This window comes from Roseateles sp. GW821-FHT09B06 (assembly GCF_059418245.1).
Window position 1 is genome coordinate 36,836 of the sequence record NZ_JBWKPM010000022.1, and the last position, 25,464, is coordinate 62,299.

Annotated in this window: 25 protein-coding genes; 9 read left to right on the forward strand and 16 right to left on the reverse strand. The window is 66.6% G+C overall.

Annotated elements, in window-relative coordinates; genetic code table 11:
• Positions 1-13: 13 nt before the first annotated feature.
• The 14 genes from lepA to AC07OQ_RS17790 all read right to left on the reverse strand — a co-directional run bounded on the left by lepA (position 14) and on the right by AC07OQ_RS17790 (position 12,293).
• On the reverse strand, positions 14-1,822 hold the full coding sequence (gene lepA / locus AC07OQ_RS17725; RefSeq protein WP_495054457.1) for a translation elongation factor 4: 1,809 nt from the start codon (positions 1,820-1,822) through the stop codon (positions 14-16).
• A gap of 39 nt (positions 1,823-1,861) precedes the next feature.
• Positions 1,862-2,068, reverse strand: a complete 207-nt coding sequence (locus tag AC07OQ_RS17730) for a hypothetical protein (protein WP_495054458.1) — start codon at positions 2,066-2,068, stop codon at positions 1,862-1,864.
• 268 nt (positions 2,069-2,336) lie between these two features.
• Entirely contained in the window at positions 2,337-3,788 is a 1,452-nt protein-coding gene (locus AC07OQ_RS17735) for a DegQ family serine endoprotease (protein ID WP_495054459.1), read from the reverse strand.
• Positions 3,789-3,928: 140 nt separating this feature from the next.
• Positions 3,929-4,447, reverse strand: coding sequence for a sigma-E factor negative regulatory protein (locus AC07OQ_RS17740; RefSeq protein WP_495054460.1), 519 nt, complete (start codon positions 4,445-4,447; stop codon positions 3,929-3,931).
• Positions 4,448-4,536: 89 nt separating this feature from the next.
• The gene (gene rpoE, locus AC07OQ_RS17745; RefSeq protein WP_495054461.1) at positions 4,537-5,145 is read right to left on the reverse strand and encodes an RNA polymerase sigma factor RpoE; all 609 of its coding nucleotides are present in this window, start codon (positions 5,143-5,145) and stop codon (positions 4,537-4,539) included.
• Positions 5,138-5,629: a hypothetical protein gene (locus AC07OQ_RS17750; RefSeq protein ID WP_495054462.1), complete on the reverse strand. Its 492-nt coding sequence runs from the start codon at positions 5,627-5,629 to the stop codon at positions 5,138-5,140. The genes rpoE and AC07OQ_RS17750 overlap by 8 nt, the downstream gene beginning before the upstream one ends.
• 10 nt (positions 5,630-5,639) lie before the next feature.
• Complete coding sequence (fabF, locus tag AC07OQ_RS17755) at positions 5,640-6,884, reverse strand: beta-ketoacyl-ACP synthase II (RefSeq protein WP_495054463.1); 1,245 nt, start codon at positions 6,882-6,884, stop codon at positions 5,640-5,642.
• Positions 6,885-6,933: 49 nt separating this feature from the next.
• On the reverse strand, positions 6,934-7,173 hold the full coding sequence (gene acpP, locus AC07OQ_RS17760) for an acyl carrier protein (protein ID WP_137943034.1): 240 nt from the start codon (positions 7,171-7,173) through the stop codon (positions 6,934-6,936).
• A 145-nt stretch (positions 7,174-7,318) separates the two neighbouring features.
• A complete protein-coding gene (gene fabG, locus AC07OQ_RS17765; protein ID WP_495054464.1) occupies positions 7,319-8,056 on the reverse strand; it encodes a 3-oxoacyl-ACP reductase FabG in 738 nt (245 codons plus the stop codon).
• 8 nt (positions 8,057-8,064) lie between these two features.
• The gene (gene fabD, locus AC07OQ_RS17770) at positions 8,065-9,006 is read right to left on the reverse strand and encodes an ACP S-malonyltransferase (protein WP_495054465.1); all 942 of its coding nucleotides are present in this window, start codon (positions 9,004-9,006) and stop codon (positions 8,065-8,067) included.
• Between the two features lie 21 nt (positions 9,007-9,027).
• Positions 9,028-10,014 (reverse strand): beta-ketoacyl-ACP synthase III, encoded by a 987-nt coding sequence (locus AC07OQ_RS17775; RefSeq protein ID WP_495054466.1) that lies wholly within the window; start codon positions 10,012-10,014, stop codon positions 9,028-9,030.
• Complete coding sequence (gene plsX, locus AC07OQ_RS17780; protein WP_495054467.1) at positions 10,011-11,117, reverse strand: phosphate acyltransferase PlsX; 1,107 nt, start codon at positions 11,115-11,117, stop codon at positions 10,011-10,013. The genes AC07OQ_RS17775 and plsX overlap by 4 nt, the downstream gene beginning before the upstream one ends.
• A 199-nt stretch (positions 11,118-11,316) precedes the next feature.
• Positions 11,317-11,499 carry a 50S ribosomal protein L32 gene (rpmF, locus tag AC07OQ_RS17785; RefSeq protein ID WP_133604370.1) on the reverse strand — a complete coding sequence of 61 codons (183 nt, stop codon included), beginning with the start codon at positions 11,497-11,499 and terminating at the stop codon, positions 11,317-11,319.
• Positions 11,500-11,720: 221 nt separating this feature from the next.
• Positions 11,721-12,293, reverse strand: coding sequence for a YceD family protein (locus AC07OQ_RS17790; protein WP_495054468.1), 573 nt, complete (start codon positions 12,291-12,293; stop codon positions 11,721-11,723).
• A 40-nt stretch (positions 12,294-12,333) separates the two neighbouring features.
• Here AC07OQ_RS17790 and AC07OQ_RS17795 point away from each other — a divergent pair, with 40 nt between their 5' ends.
• Positions 12,334-12,930 (forward strand): Maf family nucleotide pyrophosphatase, encoded by a 597-nt coding sequence (locus AC07OQ_RS17795; RefSeq protein ID WP_495054469.1) that lies wholly within the window; start codon positions 12,334-12,336, stop codon positions 12,928-12,930.
• Positions 12,927-13,709, forward strand: coding sequence for an SAM-dependent methyltransferase (locus AC07OQ_RS17800; protein ID WP_495054470.1), 783 nt, complete (start codon positions 12,927-12,929; stop codon positions 13,707-13,709). The genes AC07OQ_RS17795 and AC07OQ_RS17800 overlap by 4 nt, the downstream gene beginning before the upstream one ends.
• 13 nt (positions 13,710-13,722) lie before the next feature.
• On the opposite strand, the gene AC07OQ_RS17805 is transcribed toward AC07OQ_RS17800, so the two are convergent.
• Positions 13,723-15,180, reverse strand: a complete 1,458-nt coding sequence (locus tag AC07OQ_RS17805; RefSeq protein WP_495054471.1) for a DEAD/DEAH box helicase — start codon at positions 15,178-15,180, stop codon at positions 13,723-13,725.
• Positions 15,181-15,209: 29 nt separating this feature from the next.
• Complete coding sequence (locus tag AC07OQ_RS17810; protein WP_495054472.1) at positions 15,210-16,361, reverse strand: MraY family glycosyltransferase; 1,152 nt, start codon at positions 16,359-16,361, stop codon at positions 15,210-15,212.
• A gap of 140 nt (positions 16,362-16,501) precedes the next feature.
• Between AC07OQ_RS17810 and AC07OQ_RS17815 the strand changes: the two genes are divergently transcribed.
• The 7 genes from AC07OQ_RS17815 to AC07OQ_RS17845 all read left to right on the forward strand — a co-directional run bounded on the left by AC07OQ_RS17815 (position 16,502) and on the right by AC07OQ_RS17845 (position 25,449).
• Positions 16,502-18,460 (forward strand): SLBB domain-containing protein, encoded by a 1,959-nt coding sequence (locus tag AC07OQ_RS17815; RefSeq protein WP_495054473.1) that lies wholly within the window; start codon positions 16,502-16,504, stop codon positions 18,458-18,460.
• A 102-nt stretch (positions 18,461-18,562) separates the two neighbouring features.
• On the forward strand, positions 18,563-19,705 hold the full coding sequence (locus tag AC07OQ_RS17820) for a GumC family protein (RefSeq protein WP_495054474.1): 1,143 nt from the start codon (positions 18,563-18,565) through the stop codon (positions 19,703-19,705).
• 74 nt (positions 19,706-19,779) lie between these two features.
• Positions 19,780-20,889: a DegT/DnrJ/EryC1/StrS family aminotransferase gene (locus AC07OQ_RS17825; protein WP_495054475.1), complete on the forward strand. Its 1,110-nt coding sequence runs from the start codon at positions 19,780-19,782 to the stop codon at positions 20,887-20,889.
• Positions 20,890-20,931: 42 nt separating this feature from the next.
• On the forward strand, positions 20,932-22,446 hold the full coding sequence (locus tag AC07OQ_RS17830) for a lipopolysaccharide biosynthesis protein (protein ID WP_495054476.1): 1,515 nt from the start codon (positions 20,932-20,934) through the stop codon (positions 22,444-22,446).
• Positions 22,443-23,678: a glycosyltransferase family protein gene (locus AC07OQ_RS17835; RefSeq protein WP_495054477.1), complete on the forward strand. Its 1,236-nt coding sequence runs from the start codon at positions 22,443-22,445 to the stop codon at positions 23,676-23,678. Before AC07OQ_RS17830 ends, AC07OQ_RS17835 begins: the two co-directional genes overlap by 4 nt.
• Positions 23,679-23,692: 14 nt before the next feature.
• Positions 23,693-24,445, forward strand: coding sequence for a hypothetical protein (locus AC07OQ_RS17840; protein ID WP_495054478.1), 753 nt, complete (start codon positions 23,693-23,695; stop codon positions 24,443-24,445).
• Entirely contained in the window at positions 24,442-25,449 is a 1,008-nt protein-coding gene (locus AC07OQ_RS17845; RefSeq protein ID WP_495054479.1) for an EpsG family protein, read from the forward strand. The genes AC07OQ_RS17840 and AC07OQ_RS17845 overlap by 4 nt, the downstream gene beginning before the upstream one ends.
• The last annotated feature ends 15 nt before the right edge of the window (positions 25,450-25,464 follow it).

Sequence of the window (25,464 nt, forward strand, 5' to 3'; positions counted from 1 at the left end):
GGGTCGTTTGTCTTTAGTCGTCAACTTGAAGAATGGCCAGGAAGGCTTCCTGCGGCACCTCGACGGAACCGATCTGCTTCATGCGCTTCTTGCCCGCCTTCTGCTTTTCCAGCAGCTTGCGCTTGCGGGTGATGTCGCCGCCGTAGCATTTTGCCAGCACGTTCTTGCGCAGCGCCTTGATGTTCTCGCGGGCGATGATGTTGCCGCCGATGGCCGCCTGGATGGCCACGTCATACATCTGGCGCGGGATGTGCTCACGCATCTTGGCCGCCACACCACGGCCGCGGAACTGGCTCTGCACGCGGTGCACGATGATGGACAGCGCGTCCACGCGGTCGCCGTTGATCAGGATATCGACCTTCACGACGTCGGACGCGCGGTATTCCTTGAACTCGTAGTCCATCGAGGCGTAGCCGCGCGACACGCTCTTGAGCTTGTCGAAGAAGTCCAGCACGATCTCGGCCAGCGGCATCTCGTAGGTCAGCATGACCTGCTTGCCGTGATAGGCCATGTTCAGCTGGTTGCCGCGCTTCTGGTTGGCCAAGGTCATCACCGGGCCCACATAGTCCTGCGGCATGTACAGATGCACGGTGACGATGGGTTCGCGGATCTCCTGGATCTGGCCGATCTCGGGCATCTTGCTCGGGTTCTCGACCTCGATCACCGTGCCGTCGCCCTGCACCACCTCATAGACCACGCTGGGCGCGGTGGTGATCAGGTCCTGGTCGAACTCGCGCTCCAGGCGCTCCTGCACGATTTCCATGTGCAGCAGGCCCAGGAAGCCGCAGCGGAAGCCGAAGCCCAGCGCCTGCGACACCTCGGGCTCGTAGCGCAAGGAGGAGTCATTGAGCTTGAGCTTTTCCAGCGCGTCGCGCAGCTGGTCGTACTCGCTGGCCTCGGTCGGGTACAGACCGGCAAAGACCTGCGGCTGGATTTCCTTGAAGCCGGGCAGGGCATCCTCCGCCGGGCCCAGATTGTTCGGCAGCTTTTTTTCCAAGGTGATGGTGTCACCGACCTTGGCGGCCTGCAGCTCCTTGATGCCGGCGATGATGAAGCCCACCTCACCCGCGTTCAGTTGCTCCCGGCTTTCGGATTTCGGCGAGAACACGCCCAGGTTGTCGGCCGGGTAGACCGCGTTGGACGCCATCATGCGGATACGTTCGCCCTTGCGCAGCGTGCCGTCGACCACGCGCACCAGCATCACCACGCCCACATAGGCGTCGTACCAGGAGTCGATGATCATCGCGCGCAGCGGCGCCTCGACCACGCCCTTGGGCGGCGGCATGCGGGCGATCACGGCCTCCAGGATCTCGTCGATGCCCATGCCCGTCTTGGCGCTGCAGGGGATGGCGTTGTCGGCATCGATGCCGATCACGTCTTCGATCTCGGCCTTGGCGTTGTCGGGATCGGCGTTGGGCAGATCCATCTTGTTGAGCACCGGCACCACCTCGACGCCCAGGTCCAGCGCGGTGTAGCAGTTGGCCACCGTCTGAGCCTCGACGCCCTGGCTGGCGTCCACCACCAGCAGCGCGCCCTCGCAGGCCGACAGCGAGCGGCTCACCTCATAGGAGAAGTCCACATGTCCGGGCGTGTCGATCAGGTTCAGGTTGTAGACCTGACCGTCCTTGGCCTTGTATTGCAGTGCCGCGGTCTGGGCCTTGATCGTGATGCCGCGTTCGCGCTCGATGTCCATCGAGTCCAGCACCTGCGCCTCCATCTCCCGGTCCGACAGGCCACCGCAGCGCTGGATGATGCGGTCCGCCAGCGTGCTCTTGCCGTGGTCGATGTGGGCGATGATGGAGAAATTGCGGATGTGATTCATGGACACTGTGGCTGCGCGCCGGATAGAGATGCAAGGGCCTCAGCCCTGGCGTTGAAGGCTCATATCGCGCAGCGATGTGAAGGCCTCGAAGAGGCCGTGCCGGACATAAAAAAAAGGCACGTCGAAAGAGGTGACGCGCCTTCCAACAAAACTTATGGCAACTGCTTGTTGGGCTTTCATTGTAGCCAAAAGCCCCAGACAGGAAACCGCGGCGCCCCCGGATTTCCTGTCGTTGCGGTCCGCCAACAGCAAATTATCAACAAGTTATCCACAGATTCCTGTGGACTGCATGGGGATAGTTTGAGGGCTGGCGCTTTTGCGTCGCGCGACATGCGCAAATCGGGTCAGACAGCCTCGATTCTATCCGAGCAGCTCCACAATCCCCGGCGGTGGCGCTAATGTTAGCGGGTGCAAACCTCGAATTGATGCCGCCGCCCCGGCTCCGAACCGGAGGGATTTTTCACCTAATGAAAAGACCCACCGTGGCGATGGGTCTGGACCGAGGGCCGGTCGCTCAGCGTCCCGGCTTCAGCAACACGAAATTGGTGACATTGCCGCGTCGCACCAGCAGGGTGATCTGGGTCGCCTTCTCCAGCTTGGTAAGCAAGGCCTGCAACTGCTTGACCGTGGTGATCTCGGTGTTGTCCACAGACAGGATCAGGTCCCCTTCCCGCAGGCCGGCACGCGCCGCCGCACCTTCCACCGCTTCGACCCGCACACCGCCGCGCAGCTTGAGCTCGCGTTTCTGAGCGTCGGTCAGATCGACCACGGTCAGCCCCAAAGTGGGCGTCGGTTTGGCGCTCGGCTCGCTGGCGCGCCGCGGGCTGCTGCTCTCGTCCTCCAGTTCGGCCACCGTGATGCTCAGGTCCTTATAGGCACCGCGACGGAACACCTGCATGCTGACTTTGCTGTCCGGCTTGGTGGCCCCGACGATACGGCGCAGGTCGGTGGCGCGCTCGACCGCCTTGCCGTCGAACTTCGTGATCACGTCGCCGCCCTCCAGGCCGGCCTTCTCGGCCGGGCTGCCCTCCAGGATGCGGCGCACCAGCGCACCATTGGGCTTGCCCAGTCCGATCGACTCGGCCACCTCCTTGGTGACATCCGCCGGCTCGACGCCGATGCGCCCGCGGATCACACGGCCCGTGCTGCGCAATTGCTCGGAGACGCGCACCGCCTCGTCGATCGGGATCGCGAAGGAGATGCCCATGAAACCGCCCGAGCGGCTGTAGATCTGCGAATTGATGCCCACCACCTCGCCGCGCATATTGAGCAGCGGGCCGCCCGAGTTGCCGGGGTTGATGGCCACATCGGTCTGGATGAAGGGCAGGAAGTCGCCGGTGTCGCGCGCCTTGGCGCTGACGATGCCGGCCGTCACCGTGCTGTCGAAACCGAAGGGCGAGCCGATCGCCAGCACCCATTCACCCACCTTGAGCCGGCTCACATCGCCGATCTTCACGGCCGGCAGGCCCGTGGCCTCGATCTTCACGACGGCCACGTCGGTGCGCGCATCGGCCCCGATGATCCGGGCCTTCAGCTCGCGCTTGTCGGTCAGCGTGACCCACACCTCCTCGGCACCGTCCACCACATGGGCGTTGGTCATCACATAGCCATCGGCACTGAGGATGAAGCCGGAGCCCACGCCGCGGCGCTGCGGCTGTGCCTCCTCGTCGTCGCCGCGCGGCGCGCCGGGGCGCTGGTTCGGCACCGGAATGCCGAAGCGGCGCAGGAACTCCAGCATCTGCTCGTCCATCTCCGGCGTGCCTGTGCTGGCACGGCGCACGCGCTCGGCGGTGCGGATGTTCACAACGGCCGGGGAGGTGCGCTCGACCAGCTCGGTGAAGTCAGGCAGCTCGCGCGCCTGTGCCGGCACCGGCTGCAGCGCCAGACTCAGGGACAGCACGGCCGTCGACAGCAGGGCGGCGGACCAGCGTGGCAGGACGGAGCGATCTTGGGTGGGGATGTGCATGGTGCTTTCGAGGTCGCGTCGATCGGGTGAGGATGGCAGGCTGCGTGGTGCCCAAAGGCGGGCTTGATCACGCCCCGTTTCGGCTCACCCGAATGTATTGGAAAAGCCGGCGCATGGCCGGCCGAAGGTCATGGCCAGACTCATGGCCGGACATCGGGCTCTCGCAGGGGCACCGCGGCATCGGGTGCCCAGGCTTCGTGCAGGGCACCCAGCCCACTCATCTGCGCCACGCCCTGCGGCGCCGCCGATTGGGCGAACGAGAGCTCTTGCGTGGGCGGCGGCCAGGTCGCCGACGGCGGTGCCGCCGCGAGCATCGGCGCATCGACGGGGGGCATGACCGTCAGGCGGCTGAGCCCCACGGCCAGGGCCATGAAGCCGGCCGCCACCGCCGCCGGCGCAAACCAGCGCCGGGCTGGCGGCAGCGCGGCCGGACGCAGCGGCACCGGCTCGGCCGCCAGTTGCGGACGCAGCCGCTCCAACAGGGCCTGGGTTCGCCGCCCATCCTGGGCCAGCTCGGCCGAGCGCAGCGTATCGCCCGTCAGCTGATAGGCATGCCATTGGCGGCGCAGCGTCTCCTGTCGCGGCCAGGCCTGCAGCAGCGACGCCGTCTCGGCCGCATTGGCCTCGCCGTCGGCCAGCGCCGACAGCCACTCGCCCAAACGCGCTTCCTGCCGCTCATCCCGCCACTCGGGAGCCCTGTCCTGATTTTGCATCCGCATTCCCCTGTCCATCCTGTCGACGCACCCCGTCACCAGCGCTCTCCGGCCCGCGTGGCCAACAGGGGCCGCAGCCTGGCGGCCACCGCCTCCCGGGCACGGAAAATACGCGAACGGACCGTGCCCACCGGACAGGCCATCAGCGCCGCGATCTCCTCGTAGCCCAAGCCCTCGATCTCGCGCAGCAGCAAGGCCTGCCTGAACTCCTCCGGCAGTTCATCGATCGCCGCATTCACCGTGGCCGCCACCTCCTTGCTGGACAGCAAGGCTTCGGGGGTGGCCATATCGCTTGGTTCCTGGCCGAGCGCAAAAGGTTCCTCGTCATCCTCCCCCGATTTGAGGGAGGACTCGAACTGGACCGGCTCGCGCCGCAACTCGGCCAGGCTTTTCTTGGCCGTGTTGACCGCGATCCGGTACAGCCAGGTGTAGAAGGCGCTGTCGCCGCGGAAATTGGGCAGGGCCCGGTAGGCGCGCAGAAAGCTCTCCTGGGCGATGTCGGCCACCAGGTCCGCATCGCGCACCAGGCGCGCGACCAGGCGCTCGATCCGGCGCTGGTACTTGATGACCAGCAACTCGAAGGCCTTGACCTCGCCGCGTTGGGCGCGCTCGACCAGGGGCCGGTCCGGATCGGACTCAGACATGATCGGCGTCCCGGTCGCCCTGCTGCGGCGCGGTATAGAGGGTCGCACGCAGGCCCGGCCAGGCCGCTCGATGCCCCGCTCGCGCCAGCGCCAGATAGCGCGGCAGGCCCGCCCGCAGGGCCGGCCTGAGCCGCAGCAGCAGCCAACCGCCGAAATCCAGCGCAACCGTCAATCGGACCGCCCGTTCCTGCGCGGCGGCGGCGGGCCGCAACCACCAGGCCCGACCGTCCCAGCGCAGGCGCAGTGGCGCATGTCGCTCGGCACGCCAGCCCAGGGCCGCCGCCGCCGCGATGAGCAGAGGGGCAAGTCCCCACCAGAACAGGGCCGGACGCCAGGCCGGATCGGCCGCCGCGCATTGCGCGGCACCAGCCGCCAGCATTGCGGCCACGCCGACCGCCGCAACCAGGCCGGCGGCCAGGCGTAGCGCCGGATCGGGCTCAATCAGCAGTTCAAAGGCGCTCGCATCGCGCGGCAGGGCCGTCATGGCCCGGCCTTCAGACCCGCTTGAAGATCAGCGTGCCGTTGGTGCCGCCGAAGCCGAAGTTGTTCTTGGCGGCGTATTCGATCTTCATCGGCCGCGCCTCATTGGCGCAGTAGTCCAGATCGCACTCGGGATCCTGGTTGAAGATATTGATGGTGGGCGGAACCACCTGCTGGTGCACGGCCAGGGCCGTGAATACCGATTCGATGCCCCCCGCCCCGCCGAGCAGATGCCCGGTCATGGACTTGGTGGAGCTGACGACCATGCTCTTGGCATGATCGCCGAAGGCCAGCTTGATCGCGTTGGTCTCGTTGACGTCGCCCAGCGGCGTCGAGGTGCCATGCGCATTCATGTACTGCACCTGGTCCGGGTTCAGCCCGGCGTTGCGCAGCGCCGCGCGCATCGAGCGCTTGGGGCCGTCGACGTTGGGCGCGGTCATGTGGTACGCGTCCGCACCCATGCCGAAGCCGACCAGTTCGCAATAGATCTTGGCGCCGCGCTTCTTGGCGTGTTCGTACTCTTCGAGCACCAGCACGCCGCCGCCCTCGCCCAGCACGAAACCGTCGCGATCCTTGTCCCAGGGACGGGACGCGGTCTTGGGGTCGTCGTTGCGGGTCGAGAGTGCGCGCGCGGCCGCGAAACCGCCGATGCCCAGCGGCGAGACGGTCGACTCGGCACCGCCGGCGATCATCACGTCGGCATCGCCGTACTCGATCAGGCGGCCGGCCTCGCCGATGGCGTGCAGGCCCGTCGTGCAGGCGGTGACGATGGCAAGGTTCGGGCCCTGAAAGCCGTACTTGATCGAGACATGGCCCGAGATCATGTTGATGATCGAGGCCGGCACGAAGAAGGGCGTGACGCGGCGCGGGCCGCGGTTCAGCAGTTCGGTGTGGGTCTCCTCGATCATCGGCAGACCGCCGATGCCCGAGCCGACCAGCACGCCTATGCGCTCGGCCTGCTCTTCCGTCAACTGATCATTGGTCGGCAGGCCGGCATCCTGCACCGCCTGAATGGACGCCGCCAATCCGTAATGGATGAAGGTGTCCATCGTCCGCGCTTCCTTGGTGTTCAGGTAAGCGCCCACGTCGAAGCCCTTCACCTCGCCAGCGAACTGGCAGGCGAAGTTGGAGGCATCGAAACGGGTGATGCGGTCAATGCCGGACTGACCGGCCAGGATGTTGGCCCAGCCTTCAGCCACCGTGTTGCCCACGGGGCTGATCAGACCAAGTCCGGTGACGACAACGCGACGACGGCTCATGCAGTACAGAGATCAGTTAACGGAAGGAAACCTGCAGCGCGGAAGGCGCTCAGGCCTTCTGGTGCTTGACGGCGTAGTCGATCGCCAGCTGCACGGTGGTGATCTTCTCGGCCTCTTCGTCCGGGATCTCGATGCCGAACTCGTCTTCGAGAGCCATCACCAGTTCCACGGTGTCCAGCGAGTCGGCGCCCAGATCGGCCACGAAGGCCTTCTCATTGGACACATCGGACTCAGGCACGCCGAGTTGCTCGGCGATGATTTTCTTGACACGTGCTTCGATATCGCTCATGACTCCTCCAGGAGGGGTTTGCTAGGAACAGCCCGGGATTCTAAGGCCTCTAGAGTGACTCGCCTAAGTCAAGGCATTCCGTCACTTCCAGGACCCTCACCGGCCGGGCAAATCCGGTGGGCAAAGGCGGCAAGCCGCCTCGGCCTCAATTCATAAACATGCCGCCATTTACATGCAGTTCGCTGCCGGTAATGTAAGCAGCCTGGCTCGATGCCAGGAAGCCCACCGCGGCAGCGATCTCCTCCGGCGCGCCCAGGCGACCCAGCGGGATCTGTGCCAGCAGCGCCGCCTTCTGGGCTTCGGGCAGCACCTCGGTCATGTCGGTGGCGATGAAACCGGGGGCCACGCAGTTCACCGTGATGCCGCGGCTGCCCAGTTCGCGCGCCAGCGAGCGGGTCATGCCCGCCACGCCGGCCTTGGCGGCCGCGTAGTTGGCTTGGCCGGCATTGCCGGAAGCACCCACCACCGAGGTGATGTTGATGATGCGGCCATGGCGCTGCTTCATCATCGTGCGTATCACTGCGCGGCTCATGCGGAACACGGCCTTCAGATTGGTGTCCAGCACCGCATCCCAGTCCTCGTCCTTCATGCGCATCGACAGCGTGTCGCGGGTGATGCCGGCGTTGTTGACCAGCACCTGCAGGCCGCCATCGGCCTTGACGATGGCCTCGACGGCCGCTTCGCAGGCGGCGGCGTCATTGACATTCAGCGCGATGCCGCGGCCGCCCAGGGCGCTCAGGGCCTCGGTGATGGCGGCGGCGCCGGCCTCGCCGGTCGCGGTGCCGATCACGATAAAGCCTTGCTGGGCCAGGTGCAGCGCGATGGCGCGGCCGATGCCGCGGCTGGCGCCGGTGACCAGGGCTACTTGTTTGGGTTCGCTCATGGGATGGATCAGCCCAGCAGGGTTTTCGCTTCGGCCAGCGAGGCCGGGTCCAGCACCGTGGTGCTGAGGATGTCGGCGTCGATGCGCTTGGCCATGCCGGCCAGCACCTTGCCGGGGCCGCATTCGATGATGTAGGTCAGGCCACGCGCTTTCAAGGCCTGCACCACCTCGACCCAGCGCACCGGGCCGAAGGCCTGGCGGTACAGCGCGTCGCGCAGGTCTGCGGCGCCAGCGGTCACGGCCACGTCGATGTTGTTGATCACCGGGAAGGCCTGGGGGCCGAAACTCACCGCGGCCAGCTGCTCGCGCAGCCGTTCGGCGGCCGGCTTCATCAGGCTGGAGTGGAACGGCGCCGACACCGGCAGCGGCAGCGCGCGCTTGGCGCCGGCGGCCTTCAGGACTTCGGCGGCTTTCTCGCAGCCGGCCTTGCTGCCGGCGATCACGGTCTGCTTGGGGTCGTTGAAATTGACAGCCTCGACAACCTCGCCGCTATCGGCGGCAGCCTGGGCACAGCCCGCACGCACGGCCTCGCCGTCCAGGCCCAAGATGGCATACATCGCACCGACGCCCACCGGCACGGCCTCCTGCATGGCCTGGGCGCGGAAGCGCACCAGGGGCAGCGCATCGGCCAGGCTCAGCGCACCGGAAGCGACCAGTGCCGTGTACTCGCCCAGCGAATGGCCGGCCGCGGCGGCCGGCACCAGGCCCGTCTCGGCGACCCAGGCGCGGTAGCAGGCGATGCCGGCGGTCAGCATCACCGGCTGGGTGTTGGTGGTCAGGTCCAGCTGTTCCTTGGGCCCGGTCTTGATCAGGGCGCCAATGTCCTCGCCCAACGCGCTGGACGCCTCGGCCAGGGTGCGAACCACCTCGGGATGATCACCCCAGGCGTCCAGCATGCCGACGGCCTGCGAACCCTGACCGGGGAACACGAATGCAAACTTTGCGCTCATACGTCTCTTATCGATTCTTCTTCAGAAATCCAGCAGCACCGCACCCCAGGTGAAGCCGCCGCCGACGCCTTCCAGCATCACGGTGTCACCGCGCTTGACCTTGCCGCTGCGCACCGCCTCGTCCAATGCCAACGGGATCGAAGCGGCCGAGGTGTTGCCATGCTCGTCGACGGTGACGATCAGCTTGTCCAGCGGCATCTTCAGCTTCTTGGCCGTGCCCTGCATGATGCGGATATTGGCCTGGTGCGGAATCAGCCAGTCGATGTCGGCATCCGTCTTGCCGGCCTTCTCCAGCACCGAGCGCGCCACCTTCTCCAGCACGCCGACGGCCAGCTTGAACACCGCCTGGCCGTCCATCTTCAAGAGCGGGTCGCCCAGCACCTGACCGCCCGCCACCGTGCCGGGCACGCACAGGATGTCGGCGTGGCGGCCATCGGCATGCAGCTCGCAGGCCAGGATGCCCGGCGTCTCGCTGGCGCCCAGCACCACGGCACCGGCACCGTCGCCGAACAGCACGCAGGTGGTGCGGTCCTTGAAATCGAGGATGCGCGAGAACACCTCGGCACCGACCACCAGGGCCTTGCTCGCGGCGCCGGTCTTGATCATCGAGTCGGCCACCGTCAGCGCGTAGACGAAGCCCGAGCAGACGGCCTGCACGTCGAAGGCCGCGCAGCCGGCGATGCCCAGCTTGTGCTGCAGCAGCGTGGCGGTGGACGGGAACACCATGTCCGGCGTCGAGGTCGCGACGATGATCAGGTCGATCTCGCCGGTAGCCACGCCGGCAGCTTCCAGCGCCGCGCGCGCGGCCGGCAGGGCCAGGTCGCTGGAGGCGACATCGCTTGCGGCGAAATGGCGGGCGCGGATGCCGGTGCGCTCGACGATCCATTCGTCGGAGGTTTCGATGCCGTCGCGGGCCAGCTGGGCCGCGAGATCGGCATTGGTCAGGCGTTTGGGCGGCAGATAGCTGCCGGTGCCGAGAATGCGGGAAAAACGGGGGGATGTGCTCATGCAGCTTGCTGGGCGGCCGAGGCCGCCTTGTCTCCTGCATCGCCCTCAGGTGCCGCGGGCATGGCCTGCAGCGTGGCGATGATGCGATCGTGAACCCGGTCCAACAACCGGTTGCGGGCGGCATCATACGCCCGGTTCAAAGCCTGCTCGAAAGCAAAGGCATCGGCCGAACCATGACTCTTGAACACCAGGCCGCGCAGGCCCAGCAGTGCCGCGCCATTGAAACGGCGATGGTCGACCCGACCCTTGAAGCGCTTGAGCACCGGCAGCGCCAGCACCGCCGCGGCCTTGGTCAGCATGTTCCGGCCGAACTCTTCCTTAATGATGGTGGCGATCATCGTCGCCAGGCCTTCGGCGGTCTTCAGCGCCACATTGCCGACGAAACCGTCGCAGACCACCAGATCGGTCGTGCCCTTGAAGATGTCGTTGCCCTCGACATTGCCAAAGAAGTTGAGTTGACCCGCGGCATCCGCCTGGCGCAGCAATTCGCCGGCGCGCTTGATGGTCTCGCTGCCCTTGATCGCTTCCTCGCCGATGTTCAGCAGGCCGACCGATGGGTTTTCGCGACCCTCGACCGCAGCCACCAGGGCCGAGCCCATCACCGCGAACTGCAGCAGGTGTTCGGCCGTGCAGTCGACATTGGCGCCGAGATCCAGCACGGTGGTGTAGCGACCGGTCTGATTGGGCATCACGGTGGCGATGGCCGGGCGGTCGATGCCTTCCAGCGTCTTCAGCAGGTAGCGGGCCACGGCCATCAGCGCGCCGGTATTGCCGGCCGAGACGCAGGCCTGGGCCAGCGCAGGCGCGCCGTCGACGCTCTTGAGCTGGCTGATCGCCACGCGCATCGACGAATCCTTCTTGCGGCGCAGCGCCACCTCGACCGGATCGTCCATCGTCACGACTTCGCTGGCCGCGACGATGCGGCAGCGCGGCCACTCCGCGGCCTCGGCCAGCGCCTCGGGGCGGCCGACCAGCAACAGTTCGGCTTGCGGATGCGCGGCAAGGAAGGCACGGCAGGCCGGCAGGGTCACCGACGGCCCATGGTCGCCGCCCATGCAATCGACAGCAAGACGCAGGGAAAGACTGGTTTCGGAAGCTAGCATCAGGGGCAGGGTAACTGTGGTCAGCCGGTCGCGGCCAAGACGGCGCCGACCTTACGCGAGGCGCCGCCAGCGGACAAGCGGGCGCACCCGCAAGGCAGATTCCGGCTCAAACACAAAAACCCGGCACCGCAGGAGAGCAGTCCGGGTCTTGTTCACCATCAAACCTGGCGCCGCGAGCAAGGCGCGGCGCAAGCAGGATTTAGGCGTCCGCCTTGGTCTTCAGGACCTTGCGGCCACGATAGAAGCCATTGGGGCTGATGTGGTGACGCAGATGCACTTCGCCGGTGGTCGGCTCGATCGCGGTGCCCGGATTCACCAGGGCATTGTGCGAACGGTGCATGCCACGCTTGGAAGGCGACTTCTTGTTTTGCTGAACGGCCATGATTTCTCCTAAGGGCTCTCGGCTGAGGCTGTCGGTTGGTTGAGGCTTTTAAGCCAGACTTGGTCCACAAGCCCGCTACCGATGCCTCGGCCCCCGGCACCATTCGGCCCATCTTGCTCAACACAAGACCACCGAACCGGACTTCTCACACCGGGGAAAGCCCGCCATTCTAGCACGGCTTGGGCGATTTCCCAAATGCCGCCCAACGAAACGGCCTATCGCTAGGACTTCTTCTTCAGCGCCGCCAGCGCAGCGAAGGGATTCGGGCGTTCCGCAGCGGCCTCGAACTCGGGGGCGTCATCCACCAGCGGCAGAGCCTCGGGGCAGGCCTCATGCCGCGGCACCAAGGGCAGGTCCAGCAACAGCTCATCCTCCACCAACTCTTGCAGATCCAGCGCGCGCGGCAGGGCCAACACCTCGTCGTCACTGTCGGCATCCAGCTCGGCGGCCAGGCTCTCGTCGCGCACGAAGTGGAACCAGCGCGCGAACCGCACATGCTCCTGCACCGGCCGCAGGCATCGCTGGCAGGTCAGGGCCACTTCGGCCGCAGCCTCGAGCGCCACCCAGATCTGCGCTTCGCCGCCACGCGGCATACGCATCTCGCCACGCACCGACCACTGCACCGCGGGCCAAGCTGCGGCGGGAGCCTCGGGCGCCGCCGCCTCGGCCAGACGCGGCAGATCGGCCGCCGACCACTCGCCCTGCAGGCTGGCTTCATCGCGGGCCAGGGCTTCGACATCAAGCTTGCGGGGATCCAGGGGCTTACTGGCCCGACTGCTGCTGCGCGTGTTCATGCCGCAAGTGTAGAGGCGCGGCGATGGGAAAATACCCGCCATGCCACTCGACACATTGCCCCGCCGACTGATCCTCGGCTCCAGCTCGCCCTACCGGCGCGAACTGCTGCAGCGCCTGCGCCTGCCCTTCGAGACCTGTTCGCCGGACATCGACGAAAGCGCCCTGCCCGGCGAGGCGCCGGCCGCCAGCGCCAGCCGCCTGGCCCTGGCGAAGGCCAGGGCGGTGGCCCGCCTGCACCCGGACGCCCTGGTCATCGGCTCCGACCAGGTGGCCGAGCTGCACGGCCAGGCGCTCGGAAAGCCGGGCAGCCACGAGCGCGCCGCCGCGCAGTTGCGCGCGATGAGCGGGCAGGAGGTGCTGTTCCACACCGCCCTGGCCGTGGTCTGCGCCGAAAGCGGCTTCACATCACAGGACCTGGCCCCGGTGCGCGTGCGTTTTCGCCAGCTGGACGAGGCCGAGATCGACAACTACCTGCGCGCCGAGCAACCCTATGACTGCGCAGGCAGCGCCAAGGTCGAAGGCCTGGGCATCACCTTGCTGAGGGCGGTGGAGTCCGACGACCCGACGGCCCTGATCGGCCTGCCATTGATCCGCCTATGCGCCATGCTGCGCCACGCGGCCGGGAGCCCGGCATGAGCAACAAGGGCCGGCTCTACCTGATGCCCAACACGCTGGACTTCGGCGTGCCGGGCGCGGAAGTCGATCTGCAGCAGGTGCTGCCGCTGCACGCGATCCAGATCGCCGCCAGGCTGACGCATTGGGTGGCGGAGAACGCCAAGACCACGCGCGCCTTCCTGAAGCGGGTTGACGCGATCGCGCCGCTTCAGCAAGCGCTGCAAAGCCTGCAGATCACCGAACTGCCGCGCCCGCCCAAGGGAGGCAAGGACGGCGGCAGGGAAAGCGGCGTGCCGGCCGCGAACTGGACCGCCCTGCTCGCCCCGGCGCTGGCCGGCCGGGATCTGGGCCTGATTTCGGAAGCCGGCCTGCCCGCCATCGCCGATCCCGGCGCTCAGCTGGTGGCCGCCGCCCATGCGCAGGGCATCGAGGTGGTCCCCCTGTCCGGCCCCAGCTCGCTGCTGCTGGCACTCGCCGCCAGCGGACTCAACGGCCAGAGCTTCGCCTTCGTCGGCTACCTGCCGGTCGATGGTGCGGCGCGTGCGGCACGCATCCGCGAGCTCGAGGCATTGTCCGCGCGCCAGCAACAGACCCAGCTGATGATCGAGACGCCCTATCGCAACGAGGCGCTGCTGCAGGCCCTGCTGGCCACCCTGAACCCGCAGACGCGGCTGTCTGTCAGCTGCGGACTGAGTCTGGCCCAAGGCTGGACCCGCAGCAGCAGCGTGGCTCAGTGGAAGGACAAACCGCAGACGCTGCCGGACAAGGTGCCGGCGGTATTCGCCCTGCTGGCCGGCTGAGCCGGCCCGCCCTTCAGGCCTCGGAAGGGGCCGCCGCCGGCTGCGGCTTGGCGCCAAACAGCGCCGCCACTTTCTTCTTCGGCTTGATATAGGGCGACAGGCCCTTGCCGCCGGCCGCCGCCGCAGGCACCGCCTTTTCCCAGGCGGGCGCATCGCCACCGGAGGCGCTGGGCTCGTAGGGCTTGTCGAAGAAGGGGTCGCGCGAGACCGGCGCGGGGCGCGGCGCACGGGGTGCGGCCGCATACGAGGACGGCGCCGAGGGCTGGTCCGCATAGTCGCGGCGCGGCGCGCGGCGCGGGCGCTCCTCGTCCAGCTCCAGCGGCTCCAACTCCATCTTGCGCTTGATCAGCTTCTCGATCTCGCCGGTCAGGCGCGCATCGGACTTGGTGACCAGGGTGATCGCGATCCCCGAGGCGCCGGCGCGACCGGTGCGGCCGATGCGGTGCACATAGTCCTCGGCGTTGAAGGGCACGTCGAAATTGAAGACCGCCGGCAGATCGGCGATGTCCAGGCCGCGCGCGGCCACGTCGGTGGCAACCAGCACGTCGACCTCGCCGCGCTTGAATGCATCCAGGGCCTTCAGGCGCTCGTCCTGCGACTTGTCGCCATGCAAGGCATTGGTGCGCAGGCCGTCGCGCTCGAAAGAGCGCGCCAGGCGGGCGCAACCCAGCTTGGAATTGACGAAGACGATGGCCTGGCGGATCGAGCGATCGCGCAGCACCTTCAGCACGGCAGGGCGCTTTTCCTCGTCGGTGACGCTGTAGAAGCGCTGCTCGACGGTCGAGGCCGTGGCATTGGGCCGCGCCACCTCGACCAGCACCGGCGACTGCAGATAGCTTTCGGCCAGGCGCTTGATCTCCGGGGAGAAGGTGGCCGAGAACAGCAGGGTCTGGCGCGCCTTGGGCAGGTAGCTGAGGATGCGCTGCAGATCGGGCAGGAAGCCGATGTCCAGCATGCGGTCGGCCTCGTCCAGCACCACGTACTCGACCTGGTTGAGCACGCAGTTCTTGGCCTCGATATGGTCCAGCAGGCGCCCCGGCGTGGCGATCAGCACCTCGACGCCGCCCTTGAGTTGCAGCGTCTGGGGCTTCATGTCGATGCCGCCGAACACGCAGGCCACCCGCAGGTTCGTATGCTTGGAGTAGGCGGTGACGTTCCTGGCCACCTGATCAGCCAGCTCACGGGTGGGGGCCAGCACCAGCGCGCGCACGGGGTGGCGCGCCGGCGAGGCGCTCGAGTTCTCGTGCTTGAGCATGCGCTGCAGCAGCGGAATCGAGAACGCCGCCGTCTTGCCCGTGCCGGTCTGGGCCGCACCCATCACGTCGCGCCCTTCCAAGACGATGGGGATCGCCTTGGCCTGGATGGGCGTCATCGTCGCGTAGCCCTGATCGGCCACGGCGCGCAGCAGCTTGGGGTCGAGCGGCAGCGTGTCGAAACGAGAGGCTGGCGTGATGGTGGATTCTTCGGTCATAGCCATGGATTATCGCCCATGACCAAGATTTACCGGGGTTTGCCCTGGGTTTGCTCGGGACCGAGCTCTCGCGGGACTCCCGGCCGTCCGGCCCTGAAGACCAGCCATTTGGGCGTGCGGAAGCGCACGATGCGCCAATACAGCCCCACATACAGCACGCCAAACACCAGCATGCACGCGGCCAGGATCGGCGTGGAATCCCAGAACAGCAAGGCCGGCACCAGCGAGGTCATGCACAGCATCCACAGATAGGGGGCGGTCATCGAGTTACGCTTGGTGATCGCCCTCGCATCCTTGGCGCCGACGGCCCAGCGCATCAGGCGACGGTAGATCAGCGAATGCAGGTGGATGCCGTCCGGATCGCCCGGCGATACATCGCGCAAGAAGCGGCGCCGGTAGATCGAGAACACGGTCTCGAACACCGGGTAGATGCAGACCATCAGCGGGAAGAGCGGCGACACCTGGGGATGGCGCGAAATCGTCAAGATGCCGATCTCGGCCAGGAAGAAGCCCATGAAATAGGCGCCACCATCGCCCAGGAAAATCAGGCCGGCCGGATAATTCCAGACAAAAAATCCCAGGATTGCGCCCACGCCCGCCAGCGCCCAGAGAGCGAGTTCGGCATCGCCAACCTCATACGCCACATAGGCAAAGACCAGCAGCATCAGGCTGACGCACATCGACGACAGGCCATTGAAGCCATCGATGATGTTGACCGAGTTGGCCACGCCGGCCACCGTGAACACGGTCAGGACCATGGCACCCAGCGTCGTGGCCGCGATCCAGTCCAGGCCGGGAATGCCGGTGCGCGTGATCAGGGCGCCGATCAGCCAGCCACCCAGGGCCGCGGACAAGGCGGTTGCCAGCAGCCGCTTGCCCGGCGAGACCCGCTTGGTGAAGTCCTCGATCAGACCGGCCGCAAAGGCCGGCAAGCCACAGAGCAGCAGCAGCAGGCCCAGATTGCTGAGGCGCCCGTGGCTTTGGTACCACATCCACAGCACCGCAGCCGCCAGTCCCGCGAAGATGCCAACGCCCCCGATGCGCGGCACCGGCCGCGCATGGAATTTCTGTGGTCCCGATAGATCATGATCGGCCGACAGGTGGCCATGTGTGGTGGACGAGCGCACCACGAACAGCGTCACCGCTGCCGCAACCAGGAAAGGGATGAGCAAAAACAACATGGGCGCCAGTGTACGAGGCTCCCCTCCGCCACCGTGCGACGGGCATGCGCAGCACCCCCTTAGAATGTCGCGCCGACAGCACAACCCGCCCGGCGCCGATGGCGCCAGGATGTCTTCGACCCATCGCCGAGACTGTTCTCATGAATGTTCGCGCCTCTCGCGCCTCCCCGTTGACTCGCCCCGCAGCGCTGATGCGCAAGATGAAGTTCACGGCGCTGGGTATCCTGCTAGCGTTTGGCGGGCATGCGGTAGCGCAGAACAACAACAACAGCAGCAACAGCAGCAACAATGATCAGTACGACAGCACGGGGCCGGTCCGGCTGACGACGCCTCGCCCCCAGCAGCAGCCCGCCACGCAGCAGCGCGATGCCGAGATGCAGCAACGCATGTTCAAACCCGCGGCGGCGGCCTACAAGCCTGGTGAATTTGAGATCTACGTCAATAAACTGCTTGGCTGGACGGCGCCGCCCGCGGAAGCGGAACCCCAACCTTTGGGGCGCGAACTGATCGTCAAGCGGCTCGGCGCAGATCTGATGCAGACCCAAACCGGGGACGAACCCGGGGCCGACGCACCTCGTCAGGTGCCGCTTGATTACGTCATCGGCATCGGCGACGAGGTGCAGCTGACGATCTGGGGTTCCGTGGATGCAGACCTGCGACTGACGGTGGACAACGCCGGCCGCATCATCGTGCCGCGCGTCGGTCCGATCCTGGTAGCAGGCCTGCGCTACGCAGACCTGAATGAGACGGTCAACAAGCGCGTGGGCCAGGTCTTCCGCAACTTCCAGGTCAGCGCCTCGCTGGGCCGCTTGCGCGGCATCCGCATCTATATCACCGGCTTTGCCCAGCGGCCCGGCACCTACAACATCAGCAGCCTGTCCACGCTTGTCAGCGCGCTGACCCAAGCGGGCGGGCCCTCGGCGGCCGGCAGCTTCCGCCAGATCGAACTGCGACGCGCGGGCAAGGCGGCCGCGAAGTTCGACCTCTACGACCTGCTGCTCAAGGGCAATCGTGCCGCGGACATGCCCCTGCAGACCGAGGACGTTGTGCATGTCGGCCCGATCGGCGCGCAGGTCGCCATTCTCGGCAGCATCAACAAACCCGTGATCGCGGAAGTCAAGCCGGGCGAGACACTCGACGAGGTGCTGGCCATGGCCGGTGGCTTCAATCCGGTGGCCGACCGCTCGCGCATCTCGGTGGAACGCCTCAGCGAACGCAACGACCGTCGCGTGACCGAGTTCGCCCTGCCCGCCAACGCCAGCCAAGCCATCCTCAATGGCGACATCATCCGGGCCTTCAGCGGCGTGGTCGCCACCCTGCCCCAGCACAAGCAATTCAAGCGCGTGCGGGTCGAAGGCGAGGTGCAGCGACCTGGCGAATATGTGCTGCCACCCAACAGTACGATCAATGAGGCGATCCAGGCCGCCGGCGGCCTGACTCCGCTGGCCTACGTCTTCGGCGCGGACTTCTCGCGCGAGAGTGTGCGCATCAAGCAACAGGAAAACTACGACCGCGCGCTGCGCGACCTGGAAACCGAGTTCGCCCGGGCCACCACCACCCAGCGCGCAAGCACGGCCGAAGACACGGCCATCCAGACGGCCCGGGCCAGCGGAACGACGCGCCTGATCGAACGCCTCAAGGCCGTCAGACCCACCGGACGCATCGTGCTGCAGCTCGCATCCGATGCCAACACCCTGCCCGACCTCACGCTGGAGGAAGGTGACCGCATCCTGATCCCGCCCCGCCCGACCACGGTGGGCGTGTTCGGGAGCGTGTTCAATAACGGAAGCTTCCTGTGGAAGAGCGGCAGTTCCGTTGATGATTCGGTTCGCCTGGCCGGCGGCCCGACTCGCGGAGCGGACACCGGCAGCACCTTCGTGTTGCGCGCCAATGGCAGCGTGATCAGCGCACAACAGACTCATAGCGGCTGGATCAGCTTCGGCAGCACCCTCAGCAATGTCGTGGCCTTACCCGGGGACACCGTCTTTGTGCCGGAAGAGCTGAACAAGACCACCTTCATCCAGTCGGCAAAGGAATGGACGCAGATCCTTTACCAATTCGGTCTGGGTGCCGCAGCCCTCAGAACCATTCGCAACTGACCACCACCACGTCGCCTCGGGACCGGCCTGCGGTCGACTCCCCGCGCCGCGCCGGTGCGACGAGTCCAAAAGCGCAGCCCTGGGGGCAGAAGCACGATCAGCATGAACACCTCTTCTTCCTTTGCCCAACCGCCCACCGGACAGGTCCAATCGCCGTCGAGCCAGGGCGCGGAGCCGTCCGGAGACATGGGCCTGCTGGAACTTGTCGGCGCCCTGACGCCCCATTGGAAGCAGATCGTCGCGGTGACCCTCGGCGTCGGCGTCATCGGCTACGGTGTGGCCATGCTGCTGCCTCCGATCTACACGGCGCGAGCGAGCTTCATCACTCCTCAGCAGCAGCAGAGTTCGGCCGCCTCGGCCCTGGCCTCACTCGGGGCGCTGTCGAATCTGGCCGGCGCGGCGGGTGGGCTCAAGACGCCGAGCGACCAATACCTGGCGCTGATGCAGAGCGTCACCGTGTCGGACCGCCTCATCAAGCGCTTCGACTTGCGGACGCTCTACGAGGCCAAGTTCCAGGTCGACGCCCGCAAGCAGCTGGTGGCCAACGTCAAGATGACCGCCGGCAAGAAGGACAGCGTCATCGTCGTGGAGGTCGATGACAAGGACCCGCAGCGCGCGGCCGACATCGCCAACGCCTACATCGACGAATTGCGGACCTTGTCCAACTCGCTGGCGCTCACGGAGGCCCAGCAGCGCCGTGCCTTCTTCGAACAACAGCTCACCGGCACCAAGGCGGCCCTGACCAAGGCCCAGGAGAATCTGCAGAAGTCGGGATTCAATGCCGGCGCGCTGAAGAGCGAACCCAAGGCGGCCGCTGATGCCTATGCACGCACGAAAGCGGAACTGGCCGTCAGTGAGGTAAAGCTCAACGCGCTGCGCCGCTCGATGACCGACAGCACGGCCGAGGTCCAGCAACTGCTCGCGGCCATCGGCGGCCTGCGTCAGCAACTGTCGCAACTGGAGCAGCCGCTGCCCCTGGGCGGCAATGAAGACTATGTCGGCGCCTACCGCGAGTACAAGTATCAGGAAGCGCTGTTCGAGATCTTTGCTCGGCAATTCGAACTCGCGAAAATGGACGAAGCCCGCGAGGGCGCGCTCATCCAGGTGCTGGACACGGCGTTGCCACCGGAGCGCCGCAGCAAGCCCAAGCGCAGCCTGATCGCCGTCGGCGCGGCGATCGCCGGATTGGTCCTGACGTGCGGCCTCATCCTGCTTCGCCGCCGTCGCGCCGCCTCCCCTCATTGACCGACGTGGGGCCATGTTGGCCCCGCCTCCGCGTCGAAGGGCGGTCGATACCGGGCCGCCGCCGAAAGTCGCACATGAACAAACCTGTCTACGTCACCCAGCCCCATCTGCCTCCGCTGGAGGATTTCACCGCACTGCTGCAGGAGATCTGGGACAGCCGCGTCCTGACCAATGGAGGGCCCTTCCATCAGAAGCTCGAAGCGGCACTGTGCGAATACCTCGGGGTGGAGCACCTGGCCTTGTTCACCAATGCCACGATCGCGCTGGTGACGGCGCTTCAGGCGTTGCGGGTGACCGGCGAGGTGATCACCACGCCCTACTCCTTCGTGGCAACGGCGCACTCGCTGGTGTGGAACGGCATCAAGCCCGTGTTCGTCGACATCGACCCCGTCACGCTGAACCTCGACCCGAAGCAGATCGAGGCGGCGATCACGCCGCAGACGACCGCCATCATGCCGGTCCACTGCTACGGACACCCGTGCGACACGGCCGCCATCCAGAAGATCGCCGACAACTACGGCCTGAAGGTCATCTACGACGCCGCGCACGCCTTCGCCGTGAATGACGAAGCCGGCAGCGTGCTCAACCACGGCGATCTGTCCGTCCTCAGCTTCCACGCGACGAAGGTCTTCAACACCTTCGAAGGCGGCGCCATCATCTGCCCGGACGAGAAGACCAAGCGACGCATCGACCACCTGAAAAACTTCGGTTTCGTCGATGAGACGACGGTGGTCGCGACGGGCATCAACGGCAAGATGAACGAGGTGCAAGCCGCCTTCGGGCTGCTGCAGTTGCGCGCGATCGATGGCGCCATCGATGCGCGCCGTGCGATCGACGAACGCTACCGTCTGGCGTTCGAGCACACGCCCGGCGTCACCTGTGTCGGACAGAGCGGCGAAACCCGCGCGAACTTCTCCTACTTCCCCATCCTCCTCGACGAACGCTACCGGGTCAGCCGCGACCAGCTCTATGCCGAGCTGCGCGAGGCAAGCATCTTCGCGCGGCGCTACTTCTTCCCGCTGATCTCGGACTTCCCGATGTATCGCGGACTGCCGTCGGCCGCGCCGTCGAATCTGCCGGTCGCGCGCCGTGTCGCCGAGCAGGTCATCTGCCTGCCGATCTATCCGACCCTGAGCGAAGCCGATCAGGATCGCATCATCCAGATCGTCCAAGGTCGCATGTGATGTCCATCTGCCTGACGGGCGCCCCGCGCTGACCGACTGCCCATGTCGCTGAAGAGAAACGTCGCAGCCAACTATGCGAGCCAGATCTATGTAGCGGTCGTCGGCCTCGCCGTGACGCCGCTGTACCTGCGCCTGCTCGGCGCGGAGGCCTATGGGCTCGTGGGGTTCTATGGGGCGCTCATGGCGTGGTTCCAGTTGCTGGACGTCGGACTCAGCCCCGTCGTGATGCGAGAGGTGTCCCGCCATGCCACCGGGACGATCGACGACCGGAGCCTCTGGGCCCAGATTCGGGCCATCGAGAACCTGTTCCTGGCGCTCGCGGTGGCCGCCGGCGGCGGGCTGCTTGCCGGCGCACATGCCATCGCGGACCGCTGGCTCGACGCGCCCTCGCTGACAGCGGCCAACATCGCCGATGCCTTGCGCCTCATGATCGTCTGCGTCGGCCTCCGGTTCATGTCGGTGCTCTATCGAGGGATCCTGACCGGCATGGAACATCAGGTCTGGCTCGGTGGCTTCAATGCCGCCATCGCGTCCGCGCGCGCCTTCCTGGTGCTGCCCGCCATGCTGCTGGTGGGAGGCGATACCACGGTGTTCTTCGCGACGCAGTTGGTGGTCGGGGCGCTCGAACTGGGCCTACTCGCGCACCGCTCGTACCGCCACCTGCCGCAGGTGGACGGGAAGCGCTGGTGGGACCTGTCGCCGCTGATCGGCATCTGGCGCTTCTCCGCCACCGTGGCGTTCACCGGGGGCCTCGGCATCGCGATCACGCAGTCCGATCGCCTGATCCTGTCCGGCCTGCTGAATCTGGACGCGTATGCCTTCTTCTCGCTGGCGACGCTCGCAGCCAGCGCCATTCTGCTCGTCGGCGCGCCGCTGGGTTCAGCGCTCCAACCGCGATTGACTCGCCTGGTCGCGGCCGGAGACGAAGCCGGCGCCCACCTCCTCTTCCGGGACGCGAGCCAGTTGCTGACGATGCTGACGGTCCCCGCCGCCGTTGTGATGGCCGTCTTTCCCGACCTCGTCCTCCTCGCATGGACCGGCAATGCCTCCGCATCCGCCGCCGCGGGCGCCACCTTGGCCGTCTACGCCTTGGGCAATCTCGTCGCGGCACAACTGGTGTTGCCCTATTCGTTGCAGTTCGCGTACGGCAGGCTGCGCCCCCATCTGGTCGGCAACTGCCTGCTGGCCGCGTTGCTCATTCCCGGGCAGATCCTGGCGACGCAACGTTTCGGCGCCGTGGGCGCGGGGGCCTGCTGGCTGGCCGCTAACCTGCTCTATGCCCTGATCTGGACACCCATCGCGCTGCGCGGTCTGGCGCCGCATGTGCTGCGCCCCTGGTACCTCAATCTCGCCAAGACGACGGGGATGGCCGTCGCGCTGTCGATGCTGGCAGGGCCGGTCATACGCGCCACGACTGACCACCGCCTGTCCCTGGGTGCCGCGCTCGTCACGATCGGCCTGTCTTCGACCGCGCTGCTCGCCGCCTTCTGCCCGCCGCTGCGTCGCATGACCGGCGATTTCTTTCGATTGCGTATGCCCCGGAAGCCCTCGCAATGACCGCCCGTGCCCTGCCAAAGATCGGATTCATCGGCAGCATGAACGCCATGCCGATGGCGTATGCGCTGAAGTTCAAGCGAGATGGCTACGACGTCCGCTACGTGGTGGAAGCGCCTGCGCACGACCACCTGATGCGCCCCGAGTTCCACTTCGCTGCCGATGTGCCCTATCCCTACCCCGACTGGATCGTCGAGATTCCATGGGGCAACGACCTGGTCCGGCACGCGACCGCGCCCTGGTCCAACCGGGCCGGCATCGCGGCCATGTCCGATCGGGACATCGTCTTCCTGAACGACGCCAGCATCGCCTTGGCGTCGGCTCTGCCGAAGTCGACGCTTTGCATCGCGCTGTCCAGCGGCTCGGACATCGACCTGTTCGGTCGATGGTCGATGGCGTTCACACTGGCCTCGCGGATCCGCCGCAAGTACTTGTATCCCGTGCGTCTCGCGCTGGAATCGCTGCGGGTGCTGTGGCAGCGGCGCGGACTCCAGCGTTGCGGCGGCATCAGCTACTTCCCCCGCGGCCTCAATCCGGCAGGTGACACAGTGGTGGACAAATTGCGCCGCGGCCCCCGGCGGCCGTTCCTGGTCGAACGTTTCGACGTCAACTTCAAGAGCGCCGGCGTCCCACGTCTGCCCTTGCCTCAACGCCCGCTGACGAAGATCCTGGTGCCGGTCCGCTTCAACATGAACCCGCCGGCCGGCGGGCAGTTCGAGTACAAGGGCAACGACATCATCCTCCGGGGACTGGCCGCGTACTCTCGGGAGCATCCGTCGATCGAGATCCACCTGGTGGCCAAGGGCCCGCCGGAAGACCTCGCCGAAGCGCGCCGCATGTGCCGCGAACTCGGCATCGAAGCCAACGTGGTCTGGCACCAGCCGATGCCGCTGCCCGCGCTGTTCGAGCTGTTCGCCGCGAGCGACGTCGTCTTCGATCAGGTTGGGCACCACTGGATGGGAGCGATCGGCTGCTACGCGCTGTACATGGGCCGACCGCTGATCGCCAATGCCCGGTTGGACATCTTCGGCCGCCTGTGGGGCGCCGAGACGCCGATCCTGCAAGCGACGACGGAGGCGGAGATCGTGCAACATCTGCGGCGCTGCGAGGATCAGACGGAGCGCCAGCGCATCGCCGACGCGGGACAGGTCTTCGCGGAACAGCATCTCGATACGGAGGCCGTCTATCTGAAGCTGCGCGACGCAGCGTCGGATGCATGGGCCCGCCGCAGCTGATCGGAGCAGCCACCATGACCAAGATCGCCGTCTTCACCTGCATCACGGGGGGCTACGACGCCTTGCGCGCACCTGTCCGGCTCGAGCCGGGCATCGACTACTTCTGCTTCAGCGACGCCCCGTCGACGGCGTCCGGATGGACGCCCGCCACCATGCAGGACTGCCTGCATTCCGGCGCCGCGGCGAACCGCTGGGTCAAGATGCGCCCCCACGCCCAACCGCTGCTCGTGCCCTACGACGCGACGCTCTACCTCGACGGCTCCATCGAGATCGTGGGCGACCTGCGCGGATTCATCGATGAGTGCCTCGCCCGCGACGAAGACATCTTGATGTACGACCACCCATTCCGCGACTGCGCCTACGTCGAGGCCCTGGCCTGCGCTCAGTTCGGCCTGGACACCATCGGGCGAATCGGCCGGCAGATGCGGGGCATGCGTGCAGCCGGATTCCCCGAACACCACGGCCTGTTCGAAGCCGGCGTGATCTTCCGCCGCCGCTCGACACAGGTCGAATCGCTGATGGACGACTGGTGGACCGCGTTCCTCGCCGGCGCCCAACGGGATCAGCTGAGCCTGCCCTTCGTGGCGTGGCAGCACGGCCTGCGCATCGGGAGCCTCGGACGGAGCGATCCCCGCTTCGGTCACCGCGTCTTCAAGCTGCACCGGCATGCGGCGGCACGCGTGCCGCTGCGGGCCTCGATCCGCAGCCGGCTTAATCGGCTGGCGCTGGCCGTGGCAGGCCGACGCCGCCTGCTGGGGGCGGTATGACCGTGACGACCGCGGCGCCGGCACGGCGCGGATCAATCCTGCTGGCGACAGCCCTGCTGTGCGCCTGCGCGATCCCGCTGATTCCGCTGGGCGCGGACTACCTGAATTACGTCAACATCTTCGAGACGGCGCGCTCGTCAACGTTCTCGGAGCTCTTTTCGCAGCGCTATGAGCCGCTGTTCCTGGTGCTGTCCTCGCTGTTCGCATATCTGACGACCGACGACGTGACGGTCTTCGCCGCGTTGATGCTCATCGCAACAGCAATGAAGGTGACCGTCGTGCACCGCCTCACCTGGCAACGCCAAGCCGCCGTGCTGGTGCTGGCGTGGTATGCGCTGCGGTTCTTCCCCTTGCACGAGTTGACGCAGATCCGCATCGCGCTGGCCCTCGGTCTGTGGCTGCTGGCGGTGACCACGCGCAGCGCGCCCAAGGCGTTCGCGCTGACGATCGCCGCCGCGCTGACCCATTACTCCACGGCGATCCTGCTGCCAGTGCTGTGGGCCTGGCGCGCGGTGGAACGCTCTCCGGAAGGTTATCGTCGGATCGAACTGCGCCTGCTCCTGGGCGGCATCACGGCGATCGTCGTCGTCGGCGTGACGCTGCGGCAACTGCTCGAGCAGTTGAGTCTGATCTTCAGCATCCTCGACATCTACTCCAGCGAAGGCTTCGGCGAGGATCGCGTCAATCCGTTCTCGATCGCGGTGCTGCTGGACTCGTTCTTCCTGCTGACGGGTTGGCTGGTGGCGTCCAACGACGCACGCTCGCGCTTCTGGCTGACCTTGCTGACGCTGTCACTCGCCACCTTCTACGTCTTGTTCGACTTCCCCGTGCTGGCTCACCGGATCCGCGAGATGTTCGGCATCTGCTGGCTGCCTTACCTGGCCTACGCGCTCCATCAACGTGGTGCGCCCGGCCTGCATGCACGCCTCGTCATCGCGGCATCGATCCCGGCCTACATATACCTCGACTTCTTCGGAACATTCGCCTTGTTTCCGGTCGGCTGATCAACAAAAAAAAAG